This window comes from Dechloromonas denitrificans (assembly GCF_020510685.1).
GTDB classification, from domain to species: Bacteria; Pseudomonadota; Gammaproteobacteria; order Burkholderiales; family Rhodocyclaceae; genus Azonexus; species Azonexus denitrificans_A.
In genome coordinates, this window is record NZ_CP075185.1 from 4,590,887 (window position 1) to 4,612,480 (window position 21,594).

25 protein-coding genes are annotated in these 21,594 nt (G+C 65.3%); 17 read left to right on the forward strand and 8 right to left on the reverse strand.

The genetic code is table 11. From position 1 onward, the window contains the following. The first annotated feature begins 2 nt into the window (after window positions 1–2). From KI611_RS21910 to KI611_RS21990, 17 genes are all read left to right on the forward strand, one after another. Entirely contained in the window at window positions 3–287 is a 285-nt protein-coding gene (locus KI611_RS21910; protein ID WP_226417769.1) for a phosphopantetheine-binding protein, read from the forward strand. Further along, complete coding sequence (locus KI611_RS21915) at window positions 284–955, forward strand: hypothetical protein (RefSeq protein ID WP_226417770.1); 672 nt, start codon at window positions 284–286, stop codon at window positions 953–955. The genes KI611_RS21910 and KI611_RS21915 overlap by 4 nt, the downstream gene beginning before the upstream one ends. Beyond that, entirely contained in the window at window positions 952–2,295 is a 1,344-nt protein-coding gene (locus KI611_RS21920; RefSeq protein ID WP_226417771.1) for an AMP-binding protein, read from the forward strand. The genes KI611_RS21915 and KI611_RS21920 overlap by 4 nt, the downstream gene beginning before the upstream one ends. Continuing rightward, window positions 2,282–2,587: a hypothetical protein gene (locus KI611_RS21925; RefSeq protein ID WP_226417772.1), complete on the forward strand. Its 306-nt coding sequence runs from the start codon at window positions 2,282–2,284 to the stop codon at window positions 2,585–2,587. The genes KI611_RS21920 and KI611_RS21925 overlap by 14 nt, the downstream gene beginning before the upstream one ends. Then, complete coding sequence (locus tag KI611_RS21930) at window positions 2,584–3,495, forward strand: acyl-CoA synthetase (protein WP_226417773.1); 912 nt, start codon at window positions 2,584–2,586, stop codon at window positions 3,493–3,495. The genes KI611_RS21925 and KI611_RS21930 overlap by 4 nt, the downstream gene beginning before the upstream one ends. Next, on the forward strand, window positions 3,492–4,061 hold the full coding sequence (locus tag KI611_RS21935) for an outer membrane lipoprotein carrier protein LolA (RefSeq protein ID WP_226417774.1): 570 nt from the start codon (window positions 3,492–3,494) through the stop codon (window positions 4,059–4,061). The genes KI611_RS21930 and KI611_RS21935 overlap by 4 nt, the downstream gene beginning before the upstream one ends. Further along, entirely contained in the window at window positions 4,058–6,382 is a 2,325-nt protein-coding gene (locus KI611_RS21940) for an MMPL family transporter (protein WP_226417775.1), read from the forward strand. Before KI611_RS21935 ends, KI611_RS21940 begins: the two co-directional genes overlap by 4 nt. Beyond that, window positions 6,379–7,026 carry a hypothetical protein gene (locus tag KI611_RS21945; protein ID WP_226417776.1) on the forward strand — a complete coding sequence of 216 codons (648 nt, stop codon included), beginning with the start codon at window positions 6,379–6,381 and terminating at the stop codon, window positions 7,024–7,026. Before KI611_RS21940 ends, KI611_RS21945 begins: the two co-directional genes overlap by 4 nt. A gap of 4 nt (window positions 7,027–7,030) precedes the next feature. Beyond that, a complete protein-coding gene (locus KI611_RS21950) occupies window positions 7,031–7,831 on the forward strand; it encodes a polysaccharide deacetylase family protein (RefSeq protein ID WP_226417777.1) in 801 nt (266 codons plus the stop codon). Continuing rightward, entirely contained in the window at window positions 7,828–8,550 is a 723-nt protein-coding gene (locus KI611_RS21955) for a class I SAM-dependent methyltransferase (protein WP_226417778.1), read from the forward strand. The genes KI611_RS21950 and KI611_RS21955 overlap by 4 nt, the downstream gene beginning before the upstream one ends. 4 nt (window positions 8,551–8,554) lie before the next feature. After that, a complete protein-coding gene (locus tag KI611_RS21960) occupies window positions 8,555–9,757 on the forward strand; it encodes a DUF1615 domain-containing protein (RefSeq protein WP_226417779.1) in 1,203 nt (400 codons plus the stop codon). A gap of 54 nt (window positions 9,758–9,811) precedes the next feature. After that, window positions 9,812–11,005 carry a beta-ketoacyl-[acyl-carrier-protein] synthase family protein gene (locus KI611_RS21965; protein ID WP_226417780.1) on the forward strand — a complete coding sequence of 398 codons (1,194 nt, stop codon included), beginning with the start codon at window positions 9,812–9,814 and terminating at the stop codon, window positions 11,003–11,005. Further along, a complete protein-coding gene (locus KI611_RS21970; protein ID WP_226417781.1) occupies window positions 11,002–11,805 on the forward strand; it encodes a beta-ketoacyl synthase chain length factor in 804 nt (267 codons plus the stop codon). The genes KI611_RS21965 and KI611_RS21970 overlap by 4 nt, the downstream gene beginning before the upstream one ends. Then, window positions 11,799–12,245, forward strand: coding sequence for a hotdog family protein (locus tag KI611_RS21975; protein ID WP_226417782.1), 447 nt, complete (start codon window positions 11,799–11,801; stop codon window positions 12,243–12,245). The genes KI611_RS21970 and KI611_RS21975 overlap by 7 nt, the downstream gene beginning before the upstream one ends. Continuing rightward, window positions 12,245–12,964: a 3-oxoacyl-ACP reductase FabG gene (gene fabG, locus KI611_RS21980; RefSeq protein ID WP_319002317.1), complete on the forward strand. Its 720-nt coding sequence runs from the start codon at window positions 12,245–12,247 to the stop codon at window positions 12,962–12,964. The genes KI611_RS21975 and fabG overlap by 1 nt, the downstream gene beginning before the upstream one ends. Before the next feature lie 78 nt (window positions 12,965–13,042). Beyond that, window positions 13,043–13,363, forward strand: coding sequence for a DUF4124 domain-containing protein (locus tag KI611_RS21985; protein ID WP_226417783.1), 321 nt, complete (start codon window positions 13,043–13,045; stop codon window positions 13,361–13,363). 27 nt (window positions 13,364–13,390) lie between these two features. Further along, complete coding sequence (locus tag KI611_RS21990; protein WP_226417784.1) at window positions 13,391–14,068, forward strand: DnaJ domain-containing protein; 678 nt, start codon at window positions 13,391–13,393, stop codon at window positions 14,066–14,068. 27 nt (window positions 14,069–14,095) lie between these two features. Here KI611_RS21990 and KI611_RS21995 read toward each other — a convergent pair whose 3' ends face one another. The 8 genes from KI611_RS21995 to KI611_RS22030 form a co-directional block, all read right to left on the reverse strand. Continuing rightward, window positions 14,096–15,295, reverse strand: a complete 1,200-nt coding sequence (locus tag KI611_RS21995) for a cation:proton antiporter (protein ID WP_226417785.1) — start codon at window positions 15,293–15,295, stop codon at window positions 14,096–14,098. Window positions 15,296–15,370: 75 nt separating this feature from the next. Next, the gene (locus KI611_RS22000; RefSeq protein ID WP_226417786.1) at window positions 15,371–16,129 is read right to left on the reverse strand and encodes a class I SAM-dependent methyltransferase; all 759 of its coding nucleotides are present in this window, start codon (window positions 16,127–16,129) and stop codon (window positions 15,371–15,373) included. A gap of 16 nt (window positions 16,130–16,145) precedes the next feature. Continuing rightward, a complete protein-coding gene (locus KI611_RS22005; RefSeq protein WP_226417787.1) occupies window positions 16,146–16,910 on the reverse strand; it encodes a glycosyltransferase family 2 protein in 765 nt (254 codons plus the stop codon). 9 nt (window positions 16,911–16,919) lie between these two features. After that, a complete protein-coding gene (locus KI611_RS22010) occupies window positions 16,920–17,696 on the reverse strand; it encodes a lysophospholipid acyltransferase family protein (protein WP_226417788.1) in 777 nt (258 codons plus the stop codon). Then, window positions 17,689–18,537 (reverse strand): MipA/OmpV family protein, encoded by an 849-nt coding sequence (locus KI611_RS22015; RefSeq protein ID WP_226417789.1) that lies wholly within the window; start codon window positions 18,535–18,537, stop codon window positions 17,689–17,691. Before KI611_RS22015 ends, KI611_RS22010 begins: the two co-directional genes overlap by 8 nt. Further along, window positions 18,537–19,550, reverse strand: a complete 1,014-nt coding sequence (locus tag KI611_RS22020) for a hypothetical protein (protein WP_226417790.1) — start codon at window positions 19,548–19,550, stop codon at window positions 18,537–18,539. The genes KI611_RS22015 and KI611_RS22020 overlap by 1 nt, the downstream gene beginning before the upstream one ends. A gap of 11 nt (window positions 19,551–19,561) precedes the next feature. After that, window positions 19,562–20,899, reverse strand: a complete 1,338-nt coding sequence (locus KI611_RS22025) for an NAD(P)/FAD-dependent oxidoreductase (protein ID WP_226417791.1) — start codon at window positions 20,897–20,899, stop codon at window positions 19,562–19,564. Between the two features lie 38 nt (window positions 20,900–20,937). Then, complete coding sequence (locus tag KI611_RS22030) at window positions 20,938–21,573, reverse strand: hypothetical protein (protein WP_226417792.1); 636 nt, start codon at window positions 21,571–21,573, stop codon at window positions 20,938–20,940. Between the last annotated feature and the right edge of the window lie 21 nt (window positions 21,574–21,594).

The following is a 21,594-nucleotide window of genomic DNA, read 5'->3' on the forward strand; positions in this document are numbered from 1 at the left end:
CCATGCCCCAAGAAATCTCCCCGGAAACCGTCGAAGCGCTACTGCCGGAAGTTGCCGAGCTGATCGTTACGGCGCTCAATCTCGAGGTGGCAGCCGGCGAAATCGAAGCCGATGCGCCACTGTTCGGCGAAGGCCTGGGCCTCGACTCGATCGACGTGCTGGAAATTGCCCTGGTCATTTCCAAGCGTTACGGCTTCCAGCTGCGTTCCGACAACCAGGATAACGTGCGCATCTTCACCTCGCTGCGCACGCTGGCCAGCCACATCGCCAGCCAGCGGACGAAATGAAACTGACCCCGGCCATCATCCTGCGCGGTCTTGCCCTGATCATCCTCGTCATCACCTGGGCGGTGCTCGCCCACCTCGGCAGCGCCGGCGATGCCAATCGCGATTTCTCCGCCGCCCTAGCCACCGCGCCGATCGTCGCGATCGGCGTCATGCTCCTGTGGCGGGCCAGCAACCCGCTGTGGATCGCCCTCGGCTGCTTTGCCGTCCTCGCGCTGCTCGCCTGGGCCTGGCCGGCGCTCCGCCAGAACGTCCCGCTGCTCTACTACATCCAGCATCTCGGGACCAATCTGGCGCTCGCCACGCTGTTCGGGCGCAGCCTGTTCGGCGGCGGCGAATCCCTCGTCACGCAGTTCGCCCGGATGGCCCATTGCGGCGCCATTTCCGGCGCCCAGGCCCGCTACACCCGGCAAGTCACCATCGCCTGGACGATCTTCTTCCTGAGCACCGCGCTCGTCTCAAGCGGCCTGTTCTGGCTCGGCCAGATGGCTGCCTGGTCGATTTTCGCCAATCTGCTGACCGTGCCGATGGTCGCCTTGATGTTCATCGTCGAACACCTCTGTCGCCAGCGCATCCTGCCGCCGGACGACCGCTCCACCATCGCCGATACCATTCGCGGCTACCGCGCCGCGATGCAGCATCGCACCGACACGCTGGCCAACCACCCATGAGCTCGGTGCCGCTGCTCGGGCACACCAGCCTCGACGACATTTTTGCCTGGCGCCCGAGCGGGCCGCTCAGGGTCCGCGACTTCCTGGCCGACGTCTACGCGCTGGCCAGGCAACTGCCGGCCGGCCGGCACCTGCTCAATGTCTGCCTGGACCGCTACCACTTCACCGTCGGCCTGGCGGCCGGCCTGATCAGCGAGAAGATCAGCCTGCAGCCTTCGTCGCAATCGGCCGAAACGCTGCGCCAGATCCAGACCGACTGTCCCGACGTATTCTGCCTGTGCGACAGCGAGTTCGACAGTCTCGACCTGCCGCGCCTCGATTTCCCCGCGCTGACCGGCGCCGACCCGGCCAGCGTGACGGAAATCCCGGCCATCCCGACCGAGCGCATCGCCGCCTGCCTGTTCACCTCCGGGTCGACCGGCCGGCCGATGTCGCATTACAAGCACTGGGGCCGGCTGGTCAAAAACGGCCGGGCCGGCGCCGAGCGCCTCGGCCTGCTTGACCAACGGCATTCGGTGGTCGGCACCGTACCGGCCCAGCACAGCTACGGCTTCGAATCGACCGCGCTGATCGCCCTGCATGGCAACGCGCCGTTCTGGTCGGGCAAGCCGTTCTACCCGCAGGACATCGTGGCCGCCCTCGAAGCCGTGCCGGCGCCGCGCCTGCTGGTCACCACCCCGTTTCATCTGGCGGCGCTGCTCAACGCCGGGCTGGAACTCCCGGCGGTCGATCTGCTGCTCTCGGCCACCGCGCCGCTTTCGCCGGAACTGGCCGAGGCGGCCGAGCGTCGCTTCGCGGCACCGCTGTTCGAGATCTACGGCTCGACGGAGAGCGGCCAGATCGCCAGCCGGCAAACCACCGACGGCCCCGCCTGGACCTTGCTGGCCGACGTCCGGCTGGCTCAGGAAAACGACCTGACCACCGCCTTCGGCGGCCACGTCGAGGGCAGGGTACCGCTGTCGGACATCATCGAGCTGATCGACCCCGAGCATTTCCTGCTCCACGGCCGGCATGCTGATGTCGTCAACATTGCCGGCAAACGGACCTCGCTGGCTTACCTCAACCACCAGATCGCGGCGATTCCCGGTGTCGTCGATGGCGCCTTCTTCCTGCCCGACGAGGCCACGCCGGACGGCATCACCCGCCTGTGCGCCTTTGTCGTCGCGCCGGAACTGAACAGCCGGCAGGTACTAAGCGCACTACGCGAGCGGGTCGAACCGATCTTTCTGCCCCGGCCGCTGGTTTTCGTCGATGTGCTGCCGCGCAACACCACCGGCAAGCTGCCGCGCAACCAGTTGCAGGCGCTTTACGCCGCCAAAGTCAGCGATGCCCGGCACTGATTTCGACTGGTGCGTGCCGGCCGATCATCCCGCCTTTGCCGGCCATTTTCCCGGCCGGCCGATCGTGCCGGGCGTCGTGCTGGTCGACCGCGCTATCCTCTTTGCCGAGCAACTGCTCGGCCGGCCGGTCGACAATTGGCAGATCGGCAACGCCAAATTTTTCAGCCCGGTCGGCCCGAGTGAGGTGCTGACCTTCACGCTTGAGCGCAAGGCGAGCGGCGCCATTGCCTTCACGGTGCGGGCGGCAACACGCGATGTCGCCGCCGGCAGCCTGACTCCACCCGCGCCATGACCGCTGACCAGCCCGGCGGGGCCGAATGGCGGCAGGAGAAGGAAAAAAGCAATCTGGCCATTCTCCGGCTGATGGTCTGGATCTCGCTGACCTTCGGCCGCCGCATCGGCCGGCTCGTCCTCTACGGCATCGCCGCCTACTACGTGCTGTGCGCGCCCAAGGCCCGGAATTTCAGCCGCGCCTACCTGCACCGGGCGCTCGGCCGCTGGGCCGAGTGGTCGGACGGTTTCCGCCATGTCCTCAGCTTCGCCAGTACGGTTCATGACCGCATCTACCTGCTGAACGACCGCTTCGACCTGTTCGACATCGAGGTGATCGGCGCCGAGGCGCTGCATGCCGCGCTGGAAAAGCAGCCCGGCGCCCTGCTGATCGGCGCCCACCTCGGCAGTTTCGAAGTGCTGCGCGCCGTCGGCCGGGGCAGGGCGGGGCTGAAGGTCGCCATGCTGATGTACGAAGAAAACGCCCGCAAGATCAACGCCACGCTGGCCGCGATCAACCCAGCCGCCAGCGAGGACATCATTCCGCTCGGCCGCATGGATTCGATGCTGCAGGCCCGCGACTGGCTCGACGAAGGCTATCTGGTCGGCATGCTGGCCGACCGCGGTCTGGGTGACGACAGCACGGTCGATTGCGATTTCCTTGGGGAAATGGCGCCGTTTCCGGTCGGCCCCTTCCGCATCGCGGCGATGCTGCGCCGCCCGGTCTTCTTCATGACCGGCCTCTACCTCGGCGGCAACCGCTACCAGATCCATTTCGAGGCCCTGGCCGATTTCTCGGACACGCCGCGCGAAGCCCGCCAGGCGGCGATGCGCGCCGCCCAGCAAGCGTACGCCGAGCGACTGAGTCATTTTTGCCGGCTGGCCCCCTACAATTGGTTCAACTTCTTCGATTTCTGGCAGAAAAAATGATCAACCGCCTGTTTGCCGGCCTGCTGCTGGCCGCCCTTGCCCTACCGGCCTCTGCCGCCTTCGATGTCGGCCAGCTGATGACCGACCTCGCCCGGCACAAGGGGGGCAAGGCCAAATTCGTCGAGAAGAAGTACATCTCGCTGCTCGACAAGCCGGTCGTGTCCACCGGCGAAATGAGCTACACCGCCCCCGACCGGCTGGAAAAACGCACCCTGACGCCCAAGCCCGAACTGCTGCTGCTCGACAAGGAGCTGCTGAGCATCGAGCGGGAAAAGCAGAAACTGACCATCAACCTGAGCAACCAGCCCGAAGCGCTGGCTTTCATCGACAGTATCCGCGGCACGCTGACCGGCAACCGCGCCGCGCTGGAAAAGAACTACCTGCTGCATCTGGCGGGCACCCCGGATAAGTGGGTACTCACCATGCTGCCCAGCGAGCAGAAGATCGCCGCGCTAGTCCTGCGCATTGTCGTCAGCGGCAGCAAGAACCAGATCCGCAGCATCGAATACCTGCAGGCCGATGGCGACCGCTCGGTGCTGAGCATCGAACCGCTCGAGGTCAAATGAGCCGGGCCGGCCGCACCTTCCTGCTCTGGCTGCTGGCCATGCTGGCCGGGGCAGCCATCGTCTGGAACAGCCGCTTTTCCGCCGACATGTCCTTCTTCCTGCCGGCCCATCCGAGCGCCGAGCAGCAGGTGCTGGTCGACCAACTGAAGGAGGGCGCCGTCGCCCGGCTGCTGATGGTCTCGATCGGCGGTGGCGAGTCGGCGCAACGCGCCGCGCTGTCACGCGAACTACGCGGCCGACTGGCTAAGCTGCCGGCTTTCGTTTCGGTGCAGAACGGCGAGGCCGGCAGCGAAGCGGCCGATCGCGACTTCCTGTTCCGGCACCGCTACCTGCTCAGCCCGGCGGTCAGCCCGGAGCGTTTCACGGAAGAGGGCCTGCGCCGCGCCGTCGGCAACAGCATCGACCTTCTCGCCTCGCCGGCCGGCATGCTGCTCAAGCCGCTGCTGACCCGCGATCCGACCGGCGAACTGGTCGAACAGCTGGCCGGCCTCAATGCCGGCGCCCAGCCGAACAGCCGCGACGGCGTCTGGGCTTCGCGCGACGGCGAGCGGGCCATGTTGCTGGTCCAGACTGCCGCCCTCGGCTCCGATACCGACGGCCAGGAGACGGCGCTCAACACCATCCGCCAGCAGTTCGCCGCCAGCGCCCAGGCCGTCGGCCTGGCCGAGGCCAAACTGCAGCTTTCCGGCCCCGGGCTGTTCGCCGTCAATTCGCGGGCGACGATCAAGGACGAAGTGGCGCGGCTGTCGCTGATCAGCACCTTCGCCATCGTCGCCGTGCTGCTGTTCACCTATCGTTCCTTCCGCCTGCTCGGACTCGGCCTGCTGCCCGTCGTTTCCGGCACGCTGGCCGGCGTCGTCGCGGTCAGCCTGCTGTTCGGCACGGTCTATGGCATCACCGTCGGTTTCGGTGCGGCGCTGATCGGCGAGTCGGTCGATTACGGCATCTATTATTTCGTCCAGTCCGGACGCAATGGGCTGGCCGCCTGGCGCGCCCGTTTCTGGCCGACCGTCCGCCTCGGCGTGCTGACCTCGGTGTGCGGATTCGGCGCCTTGCTCTTCTCCGGTTTTCCCGGCCTCGCCCAACTCGGCCTGTATGCGCTGTCCGGAGTGATCGCCGCCGCCGCCGTCACCCGGTTCGTGTTGCCGCCGCTGACCGGCGAGCAGATCGGCATGCGCGACCTGGCGCCGCTCGGCCGGCGCCTGGCCGCCGCCAGCCAGGCTCTGCATGTGCTGCGCTGGCCGGTGCTGGTACTGGCCATCGGCGCGACCGCCGTGCTGATCACCCAGCGCGACCAACTGTGGAACCCCGAATTGTCGGCCCTCAGCCCGGTCAGTCCGGCCGACCAGGCGGTCGACATGGCCCTGCGCGCCGACATCAGCACGCCCGATTCGCGCTATCTGGTGGTTATCCATGGCGCCACCCGCGAAGCCGCACTGCAGGCGGCCGAAAAGACCGGGGCGCACCTCGACCGGCTGGTTGCCCAGGGCCTGATCGCCGGCTACGACAGCCCGGCCCGTTTTCTGCCCAGCCAGGCAACACAGGAGCAGCGGCGGGCCAGCCTGCCGGCGGCCGACGATTTACGCCGCAAGCTGCAGGCAGCACTGGTCGACTCGCCGCTCGCCGCCAACAAGCTGGAAGCTTTCATCGCCGATGTCGACAATGCCCGCCAGGCGCCGACCATCAATCGCGACGCGCTGGCCGGCACCAGCCTGGCCTTGGCGGTCGATGCGCTGCTGCTCAATCACCCGGCCGGCTGGAGCGGCCTGCTGCCGCTGCGCACCGGGCCGCAGGCCATCGACAGCGCACAGTTGCGGGCGGCGCTGGCCGGTTCCGGGGCGCTGTTCATCGACATGAAGGGCGAATTCGACAAGCTCTACAACGATTACCTGCACGAAGCCATGCTGCTCGCCCTGGGCGGCGTCCTCGCCATCACCGTGCTGCTCGCCCTGACCCTGCGCTCGCCGCGCCGGCTGGCGGCGCTGCTGCTGCCGCTGGTCCTCGCCGTGGTGATCGTCATCGCCGGCCTGCATCTGCTCGGCGAACGCCTGCACCTGCTGCACCTGATCGGCATGCTGCTGATCGTTGCCGTCGGTTCCAACTACGCGCTGTTCTTCGACCGGACCGAAAGACATCGCCCGCTTGACCCGGAAACGCTGGCCTCGATGCTGATCGCCAACCTGACCACGGCGATCGGTTTCGGCACGCTGGCCCTATCCGAGGTGCCGATCCTGCAGGCCGTCGGGATGACGGTCGGACCGGGGGCCATCCTGGCGCTGCTGTTCTCGGCCATTTTCGTTCCACGTGAAACGGCGGCATGAGCCAAGCCTTGCGCACTCTCGGCCAAAACACCGGGGCAGCCAACCTGATGGTGCTGCTGCCCGGCGCCTACATGCAGCCGGAAGATTTCGCGGCGGCCGGTTTTTTCACCGCCCTGAGCACCCGCCAGCTGCCTTATGACCTGCTGGCGGTAGACCTCGATCTGGAAGCCATTTCGGCCGGCACGGCCTTGCCGGCGCTGCAGGCGGAAATCCTCGCACCGGCCCGCCGGCAGGGCTATGCCAAGATCTGGCTGGGCGGCATTTCGCTCGGCGGCCTGCTCGCCCTCGGCCACAATGCCGACACCCCGGGCAGCGTCGACGGTTTGTGCCTGCTTGCCCCCTATCCGGGCAGCCGGCTGACCACCAACGCCATCGCCCGGGCCGGCGGGCTGGCCAGCTGGCAGGCGACGCCCGACCAACTGGCCGATCCCGAATTCCGCGTCTGGCGCTGGCTGCAAAAGCCGCCGGCCGATTTGCCGGTTTTTGTCGGCTACGGCAGCGAGGATCGTTTCGCCGCCGGCATGCGGCAGATCGCCGACTGTTTTCCGCCGAGCGCCCGCCATGCCATTCCCGGCGGCCATGAGTGGCCGGTCTGGCAGCTTTTGTGGGAACATTTCCTCGACAGCGGACATCTTTCCTCCTGAGCCCATGCCACGCCCCTGGAAACCGTCACCGACCATCAAGCTTTCGCTCGCCACCCATGTCGCGGCCGGGCTCGGCCTGCTCGCCGCGCCGACCGCCTGGCCGTGGGCGCTCGGCGCCGTCGCGCTCAACCAGCTGATCCTCAGCGGGGCCGGCCTGCTGCCGCGGAGCGACCTGCTCGGCCCGAATCTGAATCGTCTGCCGGCCGCCTCGGCGCAACGCCGTGAAATGGCGCTGACCATCGACGACGGCCCTGACCCCGAGATCACGCCGCGCGTCCTCGACCAGCTCGACGCCGCCGGCGCCACCGCCAGCTTCTTCTGCATCGGCCGGCGGGCCCGGCAATATCCGGCAATCTGCCGGGAAATCGTGGCGCGCGGCCACAGTGTCGAAAACCATAGCGACGCCCACTCGTCGCTTTTCGCCACCTTCGGCCCCCGCCGCATGCGCGCCGACATCAGCGCCGGCCAGGCGACGTTGGCCGACATCACCGGCCAGGCACCGCGTTTCTTCCGGCCGACGGCCGGCCTGCGCAATCCCTTTCTCGAGCCGGTGCTGGCCGGCCTGGACCTGCGTCTCGCTTCGTGGACGCGGCGTTCCTACGACACCCGCAATGGCAACCCGCAGCAGGTTTTCGCCCGCCTGACCGATAATCTCGGCCCCGGCGACATCCTGCTGCTGCACGATGGCAACGCCGCCCGCACGGCCGACGGGCAGGCGGTGATCCTCACCGTGCTGCCCCGTTTGCTCGCCGCCATCGACCTGGCCCGTTTAACCCCCGTGACGCTCCCGACCGCCCTGACATGACTTCCCGCTTCCTTAAAACCCTGCTCGACGATGCCAGCCGCCCGTTCCGCGGCGGCGGCCATTTCGCCTACCACTATTCACGCGGCAAGCTGTCCTCCGACTGCATTTTCCGCGAACTGCTGAAGCGCGGCATTTTCCCGAGCCAAGGGCATTTTCTCGACCTCGGCTGCGGCCAGGGCAGCCTGTTCGGCTGGCTACTCGCCGCCCGCCGGCTGTACGAAAACGGCAACTGGCCGAGCGACTGGGCGGCGGCACCGAAACCGCTCAGCCTGCGCGGTTTCGAACTGATGCAGAAGGACGTCGATCGCGCCGCGCGCGCCTTCGGCCCGCAGCACCCGGTGGTCGATATCCGTCTGGGCGACATGTGCGAGGTCGATTTCGGCCAGGCCGATGTCGTCACCATCCTCGACGCCTTGCACTACATCGACCATGCCCGACAGCAGGACGTCATCCGCCGCATCCGCGCCGCCTTGCCGGCCGGCGGCCTGTTCCTTACCCGGGTCGGCGATGCCGGCGCCGGCCTGCGCTACCACATCTGCAACTGGGTCGATCGCACCGTCACCTTCGTCCGCGGCCATCGGCTACCGACGCTCTACGAGCGCAAGCTGGCCGACTGGGTCGCGCTGCTGAGCCAGCACGGTTTCCAGGTCGAAACGCTGCCGATGAGCGACGGCAAGCCCTTCGCCAACGTCATGTTGATCTGCCGGGTACCTGCCTGAGCGCATGCTGAGCCGCCTTTCCGGATGGCTGCGCTGGCTGCCGGTGCTGCTGCTCGGAGCTTGCGGCACGACCGGCGGACCGCTACCGGTGCCGGTCGGGGTGCCGGACGAACCCGTCCGCCTGCCACCCGACCTGAGCCGGCCGGCCGCCACCGTCCCGCTCAAACCGCCGCCGCTCGGCGAACGCGAGGTGCGGGCCATGGTCGCCCGGCTGATCGGCCCGACGGTCAAGGACCGCGAGGTCTGGGCCGGCGATCTGTATTTGGTATTCAGCAAGCTCGATTTCCCGCACGCCCCGGAAATCTACTGCGCGGCGATCGCCGTCATCGAGCAGGAATCGAGCTTCCAGGCCGACCCCGTGGTGCCCGGCCTGCCGGCCATCGTCTGGAAGGAGCTGGAGCAGCGCGGTCGCAAATTCGGCATTCCCAAGCTGCTGATCGCGGCAGCCATGCTGAAAACCTCGCCGGACCGCCGCAGCTACAGTCAGCGCATCGACGCCCTGAAAACCGAGAAGCAGCTCAACGCGCTGTTCCAGGACCTGATTACCGAGCTGCCAGCGGGCCGGCAACTGCTGTCCGGCTACAACCCGGTGCGCACCGGCGGCCCGATGCAGGTCAGCGTCGAATTCGCCGAACAGCAGGCGCGCGACAGGCCTTATCCGTACCGACCGGCCGGCAGCATCCGCGACGAAGTGTTCAGCCGGCGCGGCGGCCTGTATTTCGGCAGCGCCATCCTGCTCGACTACCCGGCGCCCTATAACAATGTGCTCTATCGTTTTGCCGATTTCAACGCCGGCCGCTACAGCAGCCGCAATGCCGCCTTCCAAAGCGCCCTCGGCCGGCTCAGCGGCAAGCCACTCGAACTCGATGGCGACCTGTTGCGCTACGCCAAGGGACAAGCCCTCGCCACGCCGAGCGGCGTCGAACTCGCGGCGCGCAGCCTGAGCGGCAAGCTGCGCCTGACCCCGGGCGAAATCCGCCGCGACCTGCTGCTCGAAAAATCGGCGGAATTCGGCCAGAGTCCGTTGTACAAGCGGCTTTTCTCCCTCGCCGACCAGGCAATGGCGAGCCCGGCGCCGCGTCAGGTGATGCCGCAGATCGACCTGCAAAGCCCGAAAATCACCCGCAAGCTGACCACCGAATGGTTCGCCCGCCGCGTCGACGGACGCTATCGCGCCTGTTTGGCGCGGGCCGACAGCGCCACCTGACGCCGGGCCACGACGTCCGGTTAAAATACCGGCCTGACGAATTCAAGGCCTACCGTGTCCCCGCTGCTCCTTTCCGCTTATACCGCTACAACCTGCCTCGGCCACGGACTTGATGCGACGCTGGTCGGCCTGCGCGAAGGCCGTAGCGGCCTGACGCCCTGTACCTTCGAAAGCGTCGAGCTTGCCACCTGGATCGGCGAGGTGGCGGCGGTCGACGAACAGGAATTGCCCGCCGCGCTGGCCGAATACGACTGCCGCAACAACCGGCTGGTCCAGCTCGGCCTGGAGGCCGACGGCTTCGCCGAGCGGGTTCGCGCGGCCATCGCGCGTTACGGCAAGAGCCGCGTCGGCATCTTTCTCGGAACCAGTACCGCCGGCATCCTGCAGACCGAACTCGCCTACCGCCGGCGCGATCCGCTGAGCGGTGCGCTGCCGGCCGACTTCAATTACCGGACGACGCACAACTCCTTCTCGCTGGCCGCCTTCGCGCGCGCCTATTTCGGCCTCGAAGGCCCGGCCATGGCCATCTCCACCGCCTGTTCGTCGAGCGCCAAGGTATTCGCCGCGGCGGCCCGGCAGCTGGCCTGCGGCAGCATCGACGCCGCCCTGGTCGGCGGGGCCGATTCGCTGTGCCTGACCACGCTGTATGGCTTTGCCTCGCTGCAGCTGACCTCGACCCGGCCCTGCCGGCCCTACGATGCGGCGCGCGACGGCATTTCGGTCGGCGAAGCGGCCGCGTTTGCGCTGCTCGAGCGCGCCCCGGCCAGCCCGGCGACGGGCTCGGTGTTGTTGCTCGGGGCCGGCGAGTCGAGCGATGCCTACCACATGTCGTCGCCCCACCCGGAAGGGCTGGGCGCCAAAATGGCCATGCAGGCGGCCCTGCGCTCAGCCGGTCTGCAGCCGGACGACATCGATTACCTCAACCTGCACGGCACGGCGACGCCGGCCAATGACGCCGCTGAAGGCAAGGCCGTCGCCGCCTTGTTCGGCGACCGCGTGCCCTGCAGTTCGACCAAGGGCGCCACCGGCCACACGCTCGGCGCCGCCGGGGCGGTCGAAGCCGTGATCTGCGCGCTGGCCCTCACCGACAATCTGCTGCCGGGCAGTCCGCACAGCGAAAATATCGATCCGAGCATTCCGGTGCGCTACCTGCTCAAGGCTCAGCCGGGCAAACCGCGCCGTGCCCTGAGCAATTCCTTCGGTTTCGGCGGCAGCAATTGCAGTTTGGTTCTCGGAGTCGCCGAATGAACGTCACCCCGCTCACCGCCTGGATCGAAGGCATCGGCTTCCTGGCCCCCGGCCTGCCGGACTGGCCGACGGCACGCGCCGTTCTGCGCGGCGAACAGCCGTACACCGCCGCCCTGTCGGTCTTGCCCGTCCCGGCCATCCTGCCGCCGGCCGAACGACGCCGGGCCAGCCGCGTCATCAAGCTGACGCTGGCCATCGGCTTCGAGGCCGCAGCCAACGCCGGGGCCGATGTGTCCACGTTGGCCACGGTATTCACCGCCTCCGGGGCCGACGGTCACAACTGCCATGCGCTGTGCGAGCAACTGGCCAGCGATGACCGCCAGATTTCGCCGACCCGCTTCCACAATTCCGTGCATAACGCGGCGGCCGGTTATTGGGGCATCGCCACCAAGGCGATGGCGCCCTGTCAGGTCATCTGCGCCTTCGATGCCAGCTTCGGTGCCGGCCTGCTCGATGCGCTCGGCCAGGTCGTCGTCGATGGCCAGCCGACGCTACTCATCGCCTACGACAGCGAATATCCGGAGCCGCTGCACAGCCAACGGGAGACGCCCGATTGCGGCGGCGTGGCGCTGCTGCTGACACCGGAAAGAACCGCCCGCTCGCAGGCGCAGATCACGCTCAGCCCGACCACGGCGGCAGCCGACAAGCTGCTCGACCGCGACCTGGAAGCGCTGCGCACCAGCATCCCGGCGCTGCGTAGCCTGCCGCTGCTGAGCCGGCTGGCACGCGGCGAAGCCGGCGCGGTCTGCCTCGACTACCTGACCCCGATGCAACTGCGCATCGAGCTCCAGCCATGCTAGACCACGCCGCGATCGCCGCCCGCATTCCGCATCAGGGCACGATGTGCCTGCTCGACGCGGTGCTCGACTGGTCGGCCACCACCATTTCCTGCCGCGCCCTCAGCCACACCGACCCGGCCAATCCGCTGCGCGCCGCCGGCCGGCTCGGGGCGGCCAACGGTATCGAATACGCCGCCCAGGCGATGGCCGTGCATGGCGCATTGCTGGCGCCGGCCGGCGCACCGCCGCGCCAGGGCTATCTGACCAGCGTGCGCAGCGTGACGCTGCAGGTCGCCCGGCTCGACGATCTGCCCGGCGAACTCCAGGTGACCGCCGAACGCCTGTCCGGCGACAGCAACCATATCCTCTACCAATTCGCCGTCAGCCACGCCGGCCGCTGCCTGCTCGAAGGGCGTGCCGCCGTCGTGCTCGATGCCGATCTCCTGAAGGAAACAGCCTGATGAAACGCGCCCTGGTTACCGGCGGCAGCGGCGGCATCGGCGCCGCCATCTGCCGGCGCCTGGCCGCCGACGGCTACCACGTCATCGTCCATGCCAACCGCAGCCGCGACAAGGCTGAGGCCGTCGTCGCCGCAATCGTCGCCGCCGGCGGCAGCGGCGAGGCCGTCGCCTTCGACGTCACCGAACGCGCCGCCAGTGCGGCGGCGCTGGAAAAACTGCTGGAAGGTGGGCCGATCCAGGTCCTGGTCAACAATGCCGGCATCCATGCCGACGCCGTTTTTCCCGGCATGTCGGCGGAACAGTGGCATTCGGTCATCGACGTCTCGCTGAACGGCTTTTTCAACGTCACCCAGCCGCTCAGCATGCCGATGATCCGCACCCGCTGGGGCCGCATCATCAATATTTCCTCGGTTGCCGGCATCACCGGCAATCGCGGCCAGGTCAATTACTCGGCGGCCAAGGGCGCGCTGCACGCGGCAACCAAGTCGCTGGCCCTCGAACTGGCCAGTCGCGGCATCACGGTCAATGCCGTGGCGCCCGGCATCATCGCCACCGAAATGAGCGAAAGCGCTTTCGATGCCGAAGCGATCAAGAATCTGGTGCCGATGAAGCGCGCCGGCAAACCGGAGGAGGTGGCCGATCTCGTCGCCTTCCTCGCCTCCGAGCGCGCTGCCTACATCTCGGGACAGATCATTTCGATCAACGGCGCAATGATCTGATCGTTATGCGTATTTGCTTTGTGCCTGCTACCCAAAGCGAATAAAATCCGCCGGCTGGTTTAACGTCCCGGGATAATCATGAACCGCTTCGTCTGCCTCTCGCTGCTCTCCTTGTTCCTTTTCGCTCTGAATGTGCAGGCCGACACCTACAAATGCACCCAGGGTGGCAAGACCGTATTCTCGGATACACCGTGCATGGCCGGTGCCGGCCGCGTCGACGATCAGGCAGACCAGATCAACCGAAGCCAGAAACGGCAGGCCGAACTGGTGCACGAGAAAAACCGGACCCAGCTTTCCGATCTGGAATATCGCGCGGCCCGCGATCGCAACGTCAAGGGCGGTTATAACGTCATCGACAGCATGCATCCCGGCGACGCCCCACAAATCCGGCGTCGTTGAACGCAGCCCAAGCGCAAGCAAATTGACATGGCAAATACCCTTTACGACCTGCTCGAAGTCAGCCAGTCAGCCAGCGACGACGCCATTGCGGCTGGCTACAAGCGTCTCCATCAGCAATTTTCAGAACTGGCCGCAAGCGGTGACGAGGACGCGACCAACCGGATGATTGCCCTGCGCGAAGCCTTCAATACGCTCTCCAATCCGACCCGGCGCCAGCGTTACGATACCAACCTGGGGGCCCGGGAAACAGCCGACGAGACGACGCAAACTCCAGGCCGGCCCTTCATCAAACTGATTGTCATTGCCTGTGTTATCGGATTTTTCGGGATCACCTACAAAAAGTACCAGACCGCCCAGGAACTGGCTCGCCTGGATGCCGAACGCACCGTCGCGGCCGCCCAAATGGCGGAAAGTGAAGCCCGAAAAGCCGCCGAGGAACGTATCGCTGCTGAGCGGGCAGATCAACAACGGCAACGGAATGAGGCGATGGAGCGGGCCAATCGGGAGCGCGATATCGCTTACGGCAACCAGGTTAGCCGCAATATCGAACGGAGCGAGGCAGAATCCCGCCGGGCCATGCAGCGGGAAGAACAGGCAAAGGCCACTGCCGAACGTCAGCGTGAATACGAAGCGGAACGGCAGTTGGCGCGGGAAAAGGCCTATCTCCGCCAGATCGAAGCGGAAAAGAACCGTTACCGCTACTGACGGTTCGCTTTGCGCGTCAGGCTTGCATTAGCTGGTGCGGAAAATCAGTTCCTTGATGCGCGCCAGTTTGGGCGCCACCAGCGGCACGGTGAGCATGGTGCTGACCACCGCCATCAGCAGCAGCGCAGTAAAGGCCTCGCTGGTGATGATCTGTTTGTCGAGCAGGATATTGACGAAGATGATCATGATCAGCGCCTTGGTCTGCAGCAGCCAGCCGATGATGCTCGCCTCGCCGGGCGCCCAGTTGAGGATCCGGCCGGCCAGCCGCACGCCGATCAGCTTGCCGGTGATCGAGGCAACCAATAGCAGGGCGGCGGCAATGAACACCGTCTCGCCACCGAGCGCCCAGTTGGTGCGCAGCCCGGTACTCAGGAAGAAGACCGGCATGATGACCAGCAGCACGTGGTGGCGCAGCAGGTCCATTTTTTCCTGATCGAACCATTCGGCCTCGATGATCGCGCCGGCCAGGAAGGCGCCGACCATGAAATGCAGGCCGGCCCAGTCGGCGCCGAAGGCACAGACGGCCAGCCAGATCAGGGCGACGTACCAGCGGTCGCGCTCGGCCAGGCGGATCATCACCTGGCGGAAAATATAGCCGACGACGGCGAAGGCGATCAGGAAGGCGGCCTGCTTGCCGACCCGCTGCCAGTCCATCAGGATCAGCGCCAGGACGCCCCAGATCGCGATGTCGTCGAGGCTGGCGTAGCGCAGGATGCGCTGGCCGATCGGCTGGCGCAGGATTTCCAGTTTTTCCATCAGCAGGATCAGGATCGGCAGCGCGGTCACCGCGCAGGCCATGCCGACGCCGAGCACGAACTGCCAGGTCATCGCCCGCGGCCCCATCCAGCCGTCACCGAGCAGCAGTACGGCGGCCGCGCCGCAGCCGAAGAGCAGCGGTGTGCCGAGCGCCAGGCCGGCGGTGATCGAACTCTCGCGGCGATGCGCCCAGGCTTTTTTCAGGTCGAGCTCGATGCCGGCGATCATCACGAACAGCATCACCGCCCACCAGGCAATGCCATTCAGCGACTGGATGACGGCCGGCGTGAACACGAAGCTGTAGTAGTCGGGAAAGATCCGGCCGAGGATGCCTGGCCCAAGCAGGATGCCGGTGATGATCTGGACGACGACGAGCGGCGCGTAATAATCGGTTTTCCCCAGGCGCCAGATCAGGTACGGCACGGTGAAGATGATGCTCATCGCAATCAGGAATATCTCGGTCGTATTCATCGTAAGGCCTTGACGCTAATCAGCTGTTCGGAAATGCGCATGCTAGCGGCAAGCGCCCGAAAGTGGCAAAGATTCTCAGGGCTTGCGCCCGAGATACTCGCGAAAGACGCCGAAGGTAATCGAGCACTCGACATCGACAAAACCCGCCCGGCGCATGGCGTCAAGAATGTGTTCGGACTCGAGGGCGACCTCGATGGTGTCGCCGTAGTATTGCCACAGCAGTTTGACGTCGGCGTGGCTGCCGGTCAGGCGGGCGAGGAAGGGGACCACCACACCGATATAGGCGCGCAGCAGGAACTGGCCGAGTCGGCTGGCTGGCCGGCTGATTTCCATGATGCAGACGCGACCGCCCGGCCGCAGCACGCGCTGGTATTCGCCGAAGGCCAGATCGAGATCGCCGACATGGCGCAGGGCGTAGCCCATCGACACGAAATCGACATACTTGTCGGGCAGCGGAATCGACTCGGCGTAGGCCTCGATGGTCTCGACATCGAGTTTCTTGCGCAGTTCGGCGAGCATGCCGGGCGACGGATCGAGCGCCAGCAAGCGGCCCTCCGGACCGATCAGCTGCTGGCCCGCGCTGGCCACCAGGCCGGTCCCGGCCGCCACATCGAGCAAGGTCATGCCGCGGCGCAGGCCATTGCGCCGCAACACATCGCGCCGATACCAGGCGCCGCTGCCCAGGGCCGTGATCCGCTCGGCCTTGTCGTAGCCCCCGGCCGCCTGGTCGAACATGGCGCGGGTCACGGTGCGCCGCTCCTCCTCGCCGGCAAAATAGCTTTCCAGGCGCGGATCGGCCTTCATCGCGGCGGTAGGGGTGGCGGCTTCAGTCATGGAGTCGATGTCGCATTCAGTTGGGTGATGACAGGTGGCGCCAGATCAGCCGTGGCAGGCGAATCAGGAAGCCAAGAAAGAGCCGGGTGTGCATCCAGCTCAGCAAGGTGTTGTCGCGCAGATAGCGAAAATGCGAGACGCCGCCTTCGTCGGCCCGGAAATAGCGCACCGGCGCCGCGATATTGACCGGCCGGACACCGGCCCAGCACAGGCGAACGACCGCTTCCGGGTCGAAATCGAAACGGCGCATCCAGCGGTTGGCCTGCATGATCCGCCGCAACGGAGCGATCGGATAGACGCGAAAGCCGTACAGCGAATCGCCGATTCCCATCCACAGGGTTTCCAGATTGGCCCAGCCGTTCGAGACCTTGCGGCCATTGACGCGCAGGGCCGGGGCATCGGCGGCGAACACCGGCTTGCCGAGAACCATGGTTTCCGGTCGGGCCTGCGAAGCGGCCATGAAGGCGGGAATCAGCTCGGCCGGATGCTGGCCATCCGAATCCATCGTCAGCACGTGCGTGTATCCGGCGGCTTCGGCCTCGGTGAGGCCGGCCAGCACGGCCGAACCCTTGCCGCGATTGACCGGCAGGACGATCACTTTCAAACCCGGCATTTCGCTCGCCAAGGCCTGCAGACGCTCGGTGCTGCCATCGGTGCTGCCGTCGACGACGACCCAGACCGGCGTCCACTGGGCGAGGGCGGCCCGCACCGTGGCGAGGACCTTGGGACCGGGGTTGTAGCTGGGAATCAGCACGAGGTGGGTAGCGGAAAGTTCCGGCATTGCTTTGCTTCAGTGAGCGACGGTGGATGGGGAAGCGGATGCCTGTTCCGCGCGGAAATAGGCTTCGAGTTCGCCGGTAAATGCCTCGACATTGGCCGGCGGCGCGAACCGCCGCCCCAGCCGGATGCGGCAGTGCAGCGGCAAACGCGGCGCCTTGAACAGCGGCCACGCTTTGCCGAGATAGGGCGAGGAGAACTCGATGATCAAGGTCTGCACCGGAATGCCGGTTCGCGTCGCGATCAGTCCAGTGGCGGAGGTGCACCGATCGACGGGAAAATTCACGGTGCGGGTGCCCTCGGGAAAGATCAGCAACTGGGCGCCGCCCTGCAACTCCTCGCGGGCGCTGAGGATCATTTCCAGCGGCGAACTGTTGCGGATATAACGCGCCAGCCGCGCTCCGGCCCCGAACAGGAGATTGTCGAGCAAGATCGCCTTGGCGACGCAGACGACATTGGGCAGGCGCGAGACGATGAGCACCGCATCAAGCCGGGAAGGGTGGTTGGCAGCCAGGATCAACGGGCCCTGGTGACGCAGTTGATCGAGTTCGGAGAGATCGAAACGACAGGGAAAGAGCAGCGAAACGAGGTGCAGCGTGGTGCGGAAGGCATCCATGATCATGTAGCGGCCCCAGCGCTGCCCGATGCGCCGCGGCAGCAGCGCCGAAAAAACCAGCGCGAACGGTATCCAGGCCAGGCTGATCAGGGACATCGAAGTGAAGCCGATGACCATTGCGGCGTATTCGTAGGCAATCCACAGCGGATTACCCGCGTGCTGCCGATCAGTCATTCACCAACACACGGGTCGACGACTCACCGAGCACCCAGGTGATGGCCAGGCCGGCGGCGAAATAATCCTTTTGCCGAACCAGCGGGCTATCCGCGAAGGTCGAACCGCTCAGGTTGTCGTAGCGGATAAAGCTGCCGACCCAGTATTTCGGGAAGCGCTTCGACAAGGCCACCAGATACTGCATCCCGGCGTAGCCCGAAGTGGCTTCGTAGGCCGGCCGGCTGGCCGTCGCAAACTGCGGCGCCACCGAGTAGTAGTAGGCGTGCTGGCGCTTGTCGCCGAACAGCGGCCCGGCCAGCATGCCGAGATTCCAGCCCGGCATGTTCGGCAGATCGGTGATGTCCATGTTCAGCTTGGGATGAAAAACCCAGCCGATATCCTTCGGCGAACCTTCGACGGTGAAGGCCGCGCGCAAGGGCAGCAGCAGCTTGACGAAACGTGCCCGGTTTTCCGAACGCCAGAAAGTGAGATCGAGCTGCGGCCCGATTTCGAAGGTCGCTTCAAGATCCGACATGTTGTTGCGCGCCTTGATGTCGTCGCTCGGCGCCGGTGGCGAGAGCGCCAGGCTGAGCGTCAGATCGACCCGCTCGGAATCGAAAATGCTGCCGCGAATACCGTGCCGGTCGGCCTTGAAGAAGTCGCCGTTATAGGTGAAGTGCGGTACCGGCATCAGAAAATTGTTGGTCTGGTCGGAACCCCGGTACGACGGAAAACTGAATGCCGCCACGCCGACACCGATCTCCCACAGCGGCCTTTCCTCGGCGGCCTGCGCGACCAGCGCGACAGCAGCGAGGCCGACGGTGGCGAGACGGGCAATCCGGATTTTGATCGAGGTGGCCATCAGCAATTCCCCAGCGCGTGCGAGGCCAGTGCCTCGATTTCCAGTAACAGATCGTGCCGGCAGATATCCGCCTGCACATATACGATTTCGGCTGTCCCGCCGATCAAGCCGGCCAGCGTTTCGCGAACCAGTGGAAAATCGGCGGCATGGCGAACGTAAACCCGATAGGACAGCTCGGGCAAGGCGTAAGACGTCGAACGGGCCTGACGATTGGCTTCGCCGAGCACTGCGGCGACATTGGCCAACGCCTCCCGGCACTGCCCGGCGACATCGCCCGGATGCACCGTCAGGTGGCCGACGATACTCGCCGTACCGGAAATGAACAGGATTTCCTGGCCCGGCGGATAGACCAGTGCGGCGCGCGAAAACGTCGGGCTGCGCGGGCCGTAGTCGGCCGGGTAGTCGTAGGCACTGACCTGGCGCGGGTTCTCGACGGCGACGGCCGGTTGGTCGCCGGCCATGAAGGCGATCGACAGCGGCCCGCCGGTCAGGCCGATGGCGCAGGCGGCCGGCACATTGCCGGTGGCGCCGCGCCGGAATTCGAGAAAGGCATCCTGGCGGCCGATATTGAACTGGCGATAGCGTTCCAGGCCGTCGGTTTCTCGATTGATCGCAGCGAGGTAGTTCCAGACCCGCCAGAGATGCGGCAAGTTCTTCGCATCGAGCAGGCGAAAAATGCGCCGGTAGGCTTCCTGACTCGCCGCCTGCAGCGCCGAACAGCCCGGCGTCGCAGTGAAATCGGCCTCGTCGAGATCGATTACCCCGTAGAGCAACTGGCCAGCCCGACACCAGGCGATGCCTTCGCTGTTGCCGGTAAGCACGGCTTGGCCGGCCAGCCAGGTTTCATGGATGACCGGGCCGGTGGCCCCGAGCAAGGGGGCAACAATGCGCTGCACCGGCCACTCGGGCAAGCTGGCGCCGGGTTGATCGCCAAGCATGGCGCCGCCCAGCACACGGTCCGTTTCACGTGAAACGAGGTCGGCAAGCCGGGCGGAGAAAACCTGAGAAATCAATGGCAAATTCACTAAGCGTTATAGACGGGCGGAACTTCGACCGGACGAATATTGAAGTGGCGACGTTTCCAGCCCATGAAAGCGCGCTTTGGCTGAATGATATTGGCGATGTAATAAAGCAGTTTGAACATCCAGATCGAACGCCAGATCGGCGTCTTGCCGAAAATATCGCCGGCCAGCACCGACAGCAGGGCTTCCTTGACGCGGAAGATGTTCTTCGGAAACATGAAGAAGTCGCGCATGATCGGATTGGTCACCCGATAGATGAACCAGGAAAATTCCTTCGGGCCGTGCTTCATCAACGCATCGAAACGCTTCAGCGCAGCGGCCGCCTGGGCCGGCTTGCTCAGGCAAGTATCGATGGCCTCGGCGCCGAGTACGCCGCTGTTCATAGCGAGCAGCACGCCGGAAGAAAATACCGGATCGATGAAGGCATAGGCATCGCCGAGCAGCAGATAGTTCTGACCGTGGTTGCGCTCGGAGACATAGGAGAAATTGCCGGTCGCCTCGACCTTGTTGACCAGTTTGGCGTCCTTCAAACGCTCGGCCAGGGCCGGACACATGGCAATGCCGTCGATCAGGAACTGCTCGATGTTCCGCTCGCCAATGGTCTTCATGTAATACGGCCAAGTCACCATGCCGATGCTGGTGACATCGTCCATCATCGGGATGAACCAGAACCAGCCGTGTTCAAACCAGAAAATGGTGATGTTGCCGGCGGCCTGCCCGTCGTGACGCTTGGCTCCGGAGAAATGGCCGTAAATCGCCGAACTGTTGTGTTTCGGGTTGCGGTGCTTGATCTGGAAGCGGTTGGCGAGAAAAGTGTCACGCCCGGAAGCATCGACGACGAAGCGGGCCTGCCACGCAAACTCGCGACCATCGTCGTGTTGCGCCTTGATCACCGCGCCGCTGTTATCAGGCAGAAAATCGACCGTCTTCGCCTTGCAGCATTCATGTACCTCAACGCCCTTCTTCTCGGCATTGCGCAGCAGGATGGTATCGAATTCGGCGCGCTTGACCTGATAGGCATAGGGCATCGTCTTGTCCCAGGCATCCGCAAAATGGAAGCACTGCGCCATCTCATGGTGCGGCGAAACGAACTCGGCGCCCCATTTTTCCATGCCGATCGCCTTGATTTCTTCAGCCACCCCCATCCGCTCGAAGAGCGGCAGGTTGGCCGGCAACAAGGATTCGCCGATATGAAAACGCGGGTGCCGGGCCTTTTCCAGCAGCACGACGCGATAACCCTTGGCCGCCAGCAACGGCGCTATGGTCGTTCCGGCCGGGCCGCCGCCGATTACCAGAACATCACATTCCCGACGTTCGATTTCCTTCGCTTGCTGTTCCATTGGTTCAAGCCTGTCAATTTCTCTGTGGCGGCGAAGAATTATTTGCCTTTATAGGTCATGTAGCCAACCGTTTCCGAATGGCCGTCGATCTTGCTTACCTTGTTGCCTGACCAATACACGTAATAGGGGCCGAAACTCGACCACCAGTAACGCCAATATGGCCCGTCCAGCTTCGGGTTTTCATTGGTCTGCGGATGACCGACCGCCATGATCACCTGTTCCTTGCTCATCCCCTTCATCAACTGCCCCTTGGCGATGGCGTTGCGAACCGCCGGCGCAAACTTGGCAATCTTCAGCTTCGGGTCTTCCTGCACGACCACCTTGTTCACCCACTGCTCGGTGCTTTCCTCGGCCCGGCCATAGTCATGGCCCAGGCGCATCGCCTTGCCATTGACCTCGATATAGGCACGATATCCGTCGATCTTCTTGACGCTGATCGGCGTACCCACCGGAATGAACGCCAACTGGGCGAGATTTGAATCACTAATCCAGTCGCCTTCGTAATGCAGGTTACAGCAGGCATAACCGCTACGGACGACGGATTCGTTTTTGGCCGGGGCAAGCGGTTTGCTGTCTTCCGGCTTGCTGCCGGAACCCCCGCAGGCGGTCAGCGAAGCAAGCAGCGCGACTGCAGTCAACAACCGAAATTGGCCAAAAATGCGGTATTTTTTCATGGTCAACCTCCCCCGGGCGGC